Raw genomic sequence first — 7,651 nt, 5'->3', positions numbered from 1 at the left:
GAGGCGCGGCCCGCGCCGCGCCGGGTGATCGATCCGGGCGAACGCGTGGCGCTCGCCTCCGCGGCGCCGGTCCCGGAGCCCCGCGAGGAGCAGCTGCGCGCGCCCAAAACCATCGAGGAGCTGATCGAGGCCGGCGTCCTTCCGGGCCGCTGACCGCAGGGCCGCGCGAGCGATCCCGAGCCGCGGCCGCGAACGTTCCGAACCTTTCGAAACGCACCGTTTTGAAGCCGTGGCGGCATCTGTCGCCACGGCTTTTTCGTGTGGTTTTCTAGGACTATGAGGGTTGCGAAAAGGACACGGCGTCGCATGCGGCGATCCGTGCGAAGGTCAAGGCCGCGAAAGATTTTTTTCGATCCGGCTGGAATTGTTCAGCTTCTGAAGCGCGGGGCCTTGCGCCTAAAGTGGCGGGGGTCTAAGCCTCGCGAAAAGGTGTCGGCGCTCGTGGCATGCCACGGGATCGAGCCGAGCACGGGACCGGGTGAACGGCGACGCCGTCCGTCCGGCCATGAGGAACGGAGGCGGCTGAGCCATGCCCGATCTGCTTGCGGATTACCTGCCGCTCGTGATCTTCCTCGGCGTCTCGCTCGTGATTGGCGTGGCGCTTCTCGCCTCGCCCTTCCTGATCGCCTACAAGAATCCGGACCCCGAAAAGCTCTCGGCCTACGAGTGCGGCTTCAACGCGTTCGACGACGCGCGCATGAAGTTCGACGTCCGATTCTATCTGGTCGCCATCCTGTTCATCATCTTCGATCTCGAAGTCGCGTTCCTGTTCCCCTGGGCGGTCGCGTTCAAGGAGGTCGGTCTGTTCGGCTTCTGGTCGATGATGGCGTTCCTCGGGGTGCTGACGATCGGTTTCATCTATGAGTGGCGCAAGGGAGCCCTGGAATGGGACTGAGCCCGACCTCGCCCGGCACGCTGATCGCGCCCGCGCCCAAGGGGCTGACGGACGCCTCCGGCCGCCCGCTCGGCCATGACGACGCCTTCTTCACCGGCGTGAACGACGAGCTCGCCGACAAGGGCTTCCTCGTCACCTCCACCGAGGACCTCATCACCTGGGCCCGCACCGGCTCGCTGATGTGGATGACCTTCGGCCTCGCCTGCTGCGCGGTGGAGATGATGCAGGTCTCCATGCCGCGCTACGACGTGGAGCGGTTCGGCTTCGCGCCGCGCGCCAGCCCGCGCCAGTCGGACGTGATGATCGTCGCCGGCACGCTGACCAACAAGATGGCCCCGGCCCTGCGCAAGGTCTACGACCAGATGCCGGAGCCGCGCTACGTCATCTCCATGGGCTCCTGCGCCAACGGCGGCGGCTACTACCACTACTCCTACGCGGTGGTGCGCGGCTGCGACCGCGTGGTGCCGGTGGACGTCTATGTGCCGGGCTGCCCGCCGACCGCCGAGGCGCTGCTCTACGGCGTTCTGCTGCTGCAGAAAAAGATCCGCCGCACCGGCACGATCGAGCGCTGAGGGCAGGGCATGAGCGTCTCCTCCGAAGAGGTTCTGAACGCGCTGGCGGTCCGCGTCGCCGAGGGTCTGGGCGACGCCGCGCTGTCCACCACCGTGGCCTATGGCGAGCTGACCGTGACGGCCGAGGCGTCGCGCATCGTGGAGGTCGTCACCTTCCTGCGCGACGATCCAGAGTGCCGGTTCGTGTCCTTCGTCGACGTCTGCGGCGTGGACTGGCCGGCGCGCGCCAAGCGTTTCGACGTGGTCTATCATCTGCTCTCGCCCTACCGGAACACGCGGGTGCGCGTGAAAGTGGCGGCGGACGACGTGGAGCCGGTGCCCTCGATCACCGGCGTGTTCCCCGGCGCGCTCTGGTTCGAGCGCGAGGCCTACGACCTTTACGGCGTGCTGTTCTCCGGCCACCCGGACCTGCGCCGTCTGCTCACCGATTACGGCTTCGACGGCCATCCGCTGCGCAAGGACTTCCCCACCACCGGTTACGTGGAGGTGCGCTGGGACGACGAGGCCAAGCGCGTGGTCTACGAGCCGGTGCGCCTGAACCAGGAGTTCCGCAACTTCGACTTTCTCTCGCCGTGGGAGGGCGTGGACTACGTCCTGCCGGGCGACGAGAAGGCCAAGGCGAACTGAGGCCGGGGCGATGGCGGCGGGAGAGCGCGTCAGCGGGCGACGCCTGCGCGGCGGGAACGGAGGCGCTCATGTCTGAGCCCCTGCCGCTCCGTGCCGGCGGATGCCTGTGCGGCGCCGTGCGCTTCGCCGCGCGGCCCGGACCGCACATGGACGTGTGCCATTGCGGCATGTGCCGGCGCTGGAGCGGCGGCGTATTCATGGCCGTTCCCGTGACGGAGCTGACCATCGAGGACGGGTCGCCGCTCGGCGCCTACGCCTCGTCGGACTACGGCGAGCGGGCCTTCTGCCGCAACTGCGGCTCCAGCCTGTTCTGGCGCATGCGCGACGGCTCCTCTGCGGCGGCGTCGCTGCAGGCCTTCGACGACCTGTCCGGCATCGATTTCGCCGAAGAGATCTTCATCGACGACAAGCCCGCCCTCTACAGCTTCGCCGACGACACGGCCAAGCTGACCGGGGCGGAGTTCGTGGCGCGCGTGAGCGGGCAGGAGCAGGCCGGTGGCTGAAGCCGACATCCGCAATTTCACCATCAACTTCGGGCCGCAGCATCCGGCGGCGCACGGCGTGCTGCGCCTTGTGCTGGAGCTCGACGGCGAGGTGGTGGAGCGCGTCGATCCGCACATCGGGCTGCTGCATCGCGGCACCGAGAAGCTGATCGAGACCAAGACCTTCATGCAGGCGATGCCCTATTTCGACCGGCTCGACTACGTCGCGCCGATGAACCAGGAGCACGCCTACTGCCTCGCGGTGGAGCGCCTGCTCGGGGTCGAGATCCCCATGCGCGCGCAGCTCATCCGCGTGCTCTATTCCGAGATCGGCCGCATCCTCTCCCATCTCCTCAACGTGACCACGCAGGCCATGGACGTGGGCGCGCTCACCCCGCCGCTGTGGGGCTTCGAGGAGCGCGAGAAGCTGATGGTGTTCTATGAGCGGGCCTCGGGCTCGCGCATGCACGCGGCCTATTTCCGCCCCGGCGGCGTGCACCAGGACCTGCCCGACGCATTGATCGAGGACATCGATCGCTGGTGCGTCGGCTTCTACAAGGCGCTCGCCGACATCGACGCGCTGCTGACCGAGAACCGCATCTTCAAGCAGCGCAACGTGGACATCGGCGTGGTGCCGCTGAACGAGGCGTGGGAATGGGGCTTCTCGGGCGTGATGGTGCGCGGCTCCGGCGCGGCGTGGGACCTGCGCAAGTCGCAGCCCTACGACTGCTACGCCGACCTCGATTTCGACATCCCGATCGGCAAGAACGGCGACTGCTACGACCGCTATCTCATCCGCATGGAGGAGATGCGTCAGGCGACCCACATCATGCAGCAGTGCTGCGCGCGCCTGAAGACGGAGCGCGGCCCGGTCGCGACCCTCGACGGCAAGGTGGCGCCGCCGAAGCGGGGCGAGATGAAGCGCTCGATGGAGGCGCTCATCCACCACTTCAAGCTCTACACCGAAGGCTATCGCGTGCCCGAGGGCGAGGTCTACGCCGCGGTCGAGGCACCGAAGGGCGAGTTCGGCGTCTATCTGGTGTCGAACGGCGACAACAAGCCGTACCGCTGCAAGATCCGCGCGCCCGGCTTCGCGCACCTGCAGGCGATGGACCACCTGTGCCGCGGCACGATGCTGGCCGACGTCTCCGCCATCCTCGGCTCGCTCGACATCGTGTTCGGGGAGGTGGACCGGTGAGGCTCGTCGCTCGGACAAACAGGGCGCGGGTCTTCACCTCTCCCCGGCGGGGAGAGGTCGGCCCGCAGGGCCGGGTGAGGGGGCTTCGGTCCTCTCCGCAACGCCTTCGCCCCCTCACCCGCGAGGCTTCGCCTCGCGACCTCTCCCCGCTGGGGAGAGGTGGGAGCCATATCCTGCCCGCGGGGAGCGCCGCCTGATGTCCGTCCGTCGTCTCGCCGAGGTCCAGCCCGCCGATTTCGAGTTCACGCAGGACAACCTGCAGTGGGCCGAGGGGCAGATCGCAAAGTATCCGGAAGGCCGTCAGGCCTCCGCCGTCATTCCGCTGCTGTGGAAGGCGCAGGAGCAGCACGACGGCTGGCTGCCGGAGCCGGCGATCCGCCGCGTGGCCGAGATGCTGGGCATGCCGGTGATCCGGGTGATGGAGGTCGCGACCTTCTACACCATGTTCAACCTGAAGCCGGTGGGCGAGCATTTCGTCCAGCTCTGCGGCACCACGCCCTGCGCGCTGCGCGGCGCGGAGCGGCTGAAGGACGTCTGCCGCAAGATCATTGGCGAGCAGAACCACGTCACCGCCGACGGCAAGCTGTCCTGGCTCGAAGTGGAGTGCCTCGGCGCCTGCGCCAACGCGCCCATGGTCCAGATCAACTTCGACTATTACGAGGACCTCGACCCGGCGAGCTTCGAGACGCTGCTCGAGGACTTGCGCGCCGGCCGCGCCGTGACGACCGGCTCCCAGACCGGCCGCTCGTGCTCGGCGCCTCTGGGCGGCGACACCTCGCTCACCGACGAGAGCCTCTATGACGGCTCGGTGGTCGGCGGCTGGAAGAGCCGCTTCAGCGAGGAGCCCGCGCCCGCGGAGGCCGCCCAGCAGGACAGCGCCGCCAAGCCGAAGGAGGGCGCACGCCCCGAGGCGAAGGCCGCCGGCGACAGCAAGGACGCGGACGCCGTGGGCAAGACGACGCCCGCCGGCGCGACGCCGTCCGACAAGGGAGCATGACGCCATGCTGACCGATCGCGACCGGATTTTCACCAATCTCAACGGCCGCCGCGGCGCCGATCTCGACAGCGCGCTGAAACGCGGCGCGTGGGACGAGACCAAGTTCCTGCTGGACAAGGGCCGGGACTGGATCGTGGCCGAGATGAAGGCCTCTGGCCTGCGCGGCCGGGGCGGGGCGGGCTTCCCAACCGGCCTGAAGTGGTCCTTCATGCCGAAGCCGCAGGAGGGCCGTCCGCACTATCTGGTCGTCAACGCCGACGAGTCCGAGCCCGGCACCTGCAAGGACCGGGAGATCATGCGGAACGATCCGCATCTCCTGATCGAGGGCTGCCTGATCGCGTCCTTCGCGATGCACGCCCACGCCTGCTACATCTACATCCGCGGCGAATACGTGCGGGAGCGCGAGGCGCTGCAGCGCGCCGTGGACGAGGCCTACGCCGCCAATCTGGTGGGCAAGAACAACACCCACGGCTGGCCGTTCGACATCTACGTCCACCACGGCGCCGGCGCCTACATCTGCGGCGAAGAGACCGCGCTGCTCGAAAGCCTCGAAGGCAAGAAGGGCATGCCCCGGCTGAAGCCGCCGTTCCCGGCCAACATGGGCCTCTACGGCAACCCGACCACGGTGAACAACGTGGAGTCGATCGCGGTCGCGGGCACGATCCTGCGGCGCGGCGGCGCGTGGTTCGCCGGCCTCGGCAAGCCGAACAACACCGGCACCAAGCTGTTCTCCATCTCCGGCCACGTGGAGCGGCCGTGCAACGTGGAGGAGGAGATGGGCATCTCCTTCCGCGAGCTGGTGGAGAAGCACTGCGGCGGCATCCGCGGCGGCTGGGACAACCTCTACGCGGTCATCCCCGGCGGATCGTCGGTGCCGGTGCTGCCGGAGCACCAGTGCCAGGACCTGTCGATGGACTTCGACACCCTGCGCAACCTGCGCTCGGGCCTCGGCACCGCGGCGGTGATCGTGATGGACAAGTCCACCGACATCGTGCGCGCCATCGCCCGCATCTCGCATTTCTACAAGCACGAGAGCTGCGGCCAGTGCACGCCGTGCCGCGAGGGCACGGGCTGGATGTGGCGGGTGCTGGAGCGCATGGCGGTCGGCCGCGCCGAGAAGCGCGAGATCGACATGCTGCTGGAGGTCTCCACCCAGGTGGAGGGCCACACCATCTGCGCGCTCGGCGACGCCGCGGCCTGGCCGGTGCAGGGCCTGATCCGGCACTACCGCCACGAGATCGAGAAGCGCATCGACGACTACGCCGCGAACCCCGCCCCGCGGGATTACGCCATGGCGGCGGAGTGAGCGCGATGGCCGGCTCGATCCAGCCCCACGCCGTCATGCCCGAGCTGTGCTCGGGCGTCCACGACTTCGGCGTGGAGCGCGGCGGCCATCAAATCGTGGATACCCGCGCTGCGCGCGGGCATGACGTGAAGCCGAGGCGGACCCGCCCATGACCAAGATCATCGTCGACGGCGCCGAGGTCGACGTCCCGGCCGACTACACCATCCTGCAGGCCTGCGAGGCGGCGGGCGCGGAGATTCCGCGCTTCTGCTTCCACGAGCGGCTGTCGATCGCCGGCAACTGCCGCATGTGCCTCGTCGAGGTGAAGGGCGGGCCGCCCAAGCCGGTGGCCTCCTGCGCCATGGGCGTGCGCGATCTGCGCCCCGGGCCGAACGGCGAGCCGCCGGTGGTCTCCACCCGCTCGCCCATGGTCAAGAAGGCGCGCGAGGGGGTGATGGAGTTCCTGCTCATCAACCACCCGCTGGATTGCCCGATCTGCGACCAGGGCGGCGAGTGCGACCTGCAGGACCAGGCCATGGCCTACGGCGTCTCGGGTTCGCGCTTCCACGAGAACAAGCGCGCGGTCGAGGACAAGTACATCGGCCCGCTGGTCAAGACGACCATGACGCGCTGCATCCACTGCACCCGCTGCGTGCGCTTCGTGACCGAGGTTACCGGCGTCGCGGAACTCGGCGCCATCGGCCGCGGCGAGGACATGGAGATCACCACGTATCTGGAGTCCGCGCTGTCGTCGGAGCTGCAGGGCAACGTGATCGACCTGTGCCCGGTCGGCGCGCTGACCTCGCGGCCCTACGCCTTCCAGGCCCGGCCGTGGGAGCTGTCCAAGACCGAATCCGTCGACGTGATGGACGCGCTCGGATCCGCCATCCGGGTGGACGCCCGCGGGCGCGAGGTCATGCGCATCCTGCCGCGCGTGAACGAGGACGTGAACGAGGAGTGGATCTCCGACAAGACCCGCTTCGTCTGGGACGGGCTGCGCGCCCAGCGGCTGGACCGGCCCTACGTGCGTGAGAACGGCCGCCTGCGCCCGGCCTCCTGGCCCGAGGCGCTGGCGAAGGTGGCCGGCGCCATCAAGAGCGCGGACGCCTCCCGCGTCGGCGCGATCGTCGGTGATCTCGCCGCCGCCGAAGAGATGTTCGCGCTGAAGGATCTGCTGACCCGTCTCGGCGTCGCGAACATCGACGCCCGGCAGGACGGCGCCGCGATCGATCCGGTCGCGGGCCGCGCAGGCTATCTGTTCAATCCGGGGATCGCCGGCGTGGACGAGGCCGACGCGATCCTGATCGTCGGGGCCAATCCGCGGCTCGAGGCGCCGGTGCTGAACGCCCGCATCCGCCGGGCGTGGCGCCAGCGCGGCGTGCGCGTCGGGCTCATCGGCGAGCGCGCGGACCTGACCTACGGCGCCGAGCACATCGGGGCCGGAACCGACAGCCTGATCGAGCTGGTCGAGGGCAAGCACTCCTTCGCCAAGGCGCTGTCCGAGGCCAGCCGGCCGCTGACCCTGATCGGCGCCGGGGCCCTGGCGCGGGCGGACGGCGCGGCGGTGCTCTCCGCCGCGGCGCGGCTGGCGCAGG

The 7,651-nt window shown here is 69.1% G+C and carries 9 protein-coding genes; all 9 read left to right on the top strand.

All coding sequences use genetic code 11. The features are described from left to right. The first annotated feature begins 529 nt into the window (after positions 1-529). The gene (locus ACFQ4O_RS13030) at positions 530-895 is read left to right on the top strand and encodes an NADH-quinone oxidoreductase subunit A (protein ID WP_378776126.1); all 366 of its coding nucleotides are present in this window, start codon (positions 530-532) and stop codon (positions 893-895) included. Then, positions 886-1,467: a NuoB/complex I 20 kDa subunit family protein gene (locus ACFQ4O_RS13025; RefSeq protein ID WP_378776125.1), complete on the top strand. Its 582-nt coding sequence runs from the start codon at positions 886-888 to the stop codon at positions 1,465-1,467. The genes ACFQ4O_RS13030 and ACFQ4O_RS13025 overlap by 10 nt, the downstream gene beginning before the upstream one ends. Before the next feature lie 9 nt (positions 1,468-1,476). Beyond that, positions 1,477-2,094, top strand: coding sequence for an NADH-quinone oxidoreductase subunit C (locus tag ACFQ4O_RS13020; protein ID WP_378776124.1), 618 nt, complete (start codon positions 1,477-1,479; stop codon positions 2,092-2,094). 68 nt (positions 2,095-2,162) lie between these two features. After that, positions 2,163-2,597, top strand: a complete 435-nt coding sequence (locus ACFQ4O_RS13015; RefSeq protein ID WP_378776123.1) for a GFA family protein — start codon at positions 2,163-2,165, stop codon at positions 2,595-2,597. After that, on the top strand, positions 2,590-3,774 hold the full coding sequence (locus ACFQ4O_RS13010; RefSeq protein ID WP_378776122.1) for an NADH-quinone oxidoreductase subunit D: 1,185 nt from the start codon (positions 2,590-2,592) through the stop codon (positions 3,772-3,774). Before ACFQ4O_RS13015 ends, ACFQ4O_RS13010 begins: the two co-directional genes overlap by 8 nt. A gap of 196 nt (positions 3,775-3,970) precedes the next feature. Beyond that, a complete protein-coding gene (gene nuoE / locus ACFQ4O_RS13005) occupies positions 3,971-4,771 on the top strand; it encodes an NADH-quinone oxidoreductase subunit NuoE (RefSeq protein ID WP_378776121.1) in 801 nt (266 codons plus the stop codon). Between the two features lie 4 nt (positions 4,772-4,775). Next, positions 4,776-6,077, top strand: a complete 1,302-nt coding sequence (gene nuoF / locus ACFQ4O_RS13000) for an NADH-quinone oxidoreductase subunit NuoF (protein ID WP_378776120.1) — start codon at positions 4,776-4,778, stop codon at positions 6,075-6,077. A 5-nt stretch (positions 6,078-6,082) separates the two neighbouring features. Further along, the gene (locus ACFQ4O_RS12995; protein ID WP_378776119.1) at positions 6,083-6,229 is read left to right on the top strand and encodes a hypothetical protein; all 147 of its coding nucleotides are present in this window, start codon (positions 6,083-6,085) and stop codon (positions 6,227-6,229) included. Beyond that, the coding region (gene nuoG, locus ACFQ4O_RS12990; RefSeq protein ID WP_378776118.1) for an NADH-quinone oxidoreductase subunit NuoG at positions 6,226-7,651 on the top strand (1,426 nt) is incomplete at its 3' end. The genes ACFQ4O_RS12995 and nuoG, both read left to right, overlap by 4 nt.

This window comes from Methylopila musalis (genome assembly GCF_042679725.1).
In the GTDB taxonomy this organism is placed as follows: Bacteria; Pseudomonadota; Alphaproteobacteria; order Rhizobiales; family Methylopilaceae; genus Methylopila; species Methylopila musalis.
Note: the sequence above shows the minus strand (reverse complement) of the source record. Positions and strands in the feature narration are given on the sequence as shown.

What these genes read in the sequence shown, in the direction of transcription:
- ACFQ4O_RS13015 (WP_378776123.1), top strand. Translation starts at nt 2,163, where the DNA reads ATGTCTGAGCCCCTGCCGCTCCGTGCCGGCGGATGCCTGTGCGGCGCC.
- nuoF (WP_378776120.1), top strand. Translation starts at nt 4,776, where the DNA reads ATGCTGACCGATCGCGACCGGATTTTCACCAATCTCAACGGCCGCCGC.
- nuoE (WP_378776121.1), top strand. Translation starts at nt 3,971, where the DNA reads ATGTCCGTCCGTCGTCTCGCCGAGGTCCAGCCCGCCGATTTCGAGTTC.
- ACFQ4O_RS13030 (WP_378776126.1), top strand. Translation starts at nt 530, where the DNA reads ATGCCCGATCTGCTTGCGGATTACCTGCCGCTCGTGATCTTCCTCGGC.
- ACFQ4O_RS12995 (WP_378776119.1), top strand. Translation starts at nt 6,083, where the DNA reads ATGGCCGGCTCGATCCAGCCCCACGCCGTCATGCCCGAGCTGTGCTCG.
- ACFQ4O_RS13025 (WP_378776125.1), top strand. Translation starts at nt 886, where the DNA reads ATGGGACTGAGCCCGACCTCGCCCGGCACGCTGATCGCGCCCGCGCCC.
- ACFQ4O_RS13020 (WP_378776124.1), top strand. Translation starts at nt 1,477, where the DNA reads ATGAGCGTCTCCTCCGAAGAGGTTCTGAACGCGCTGGCGGTCCGCGTC.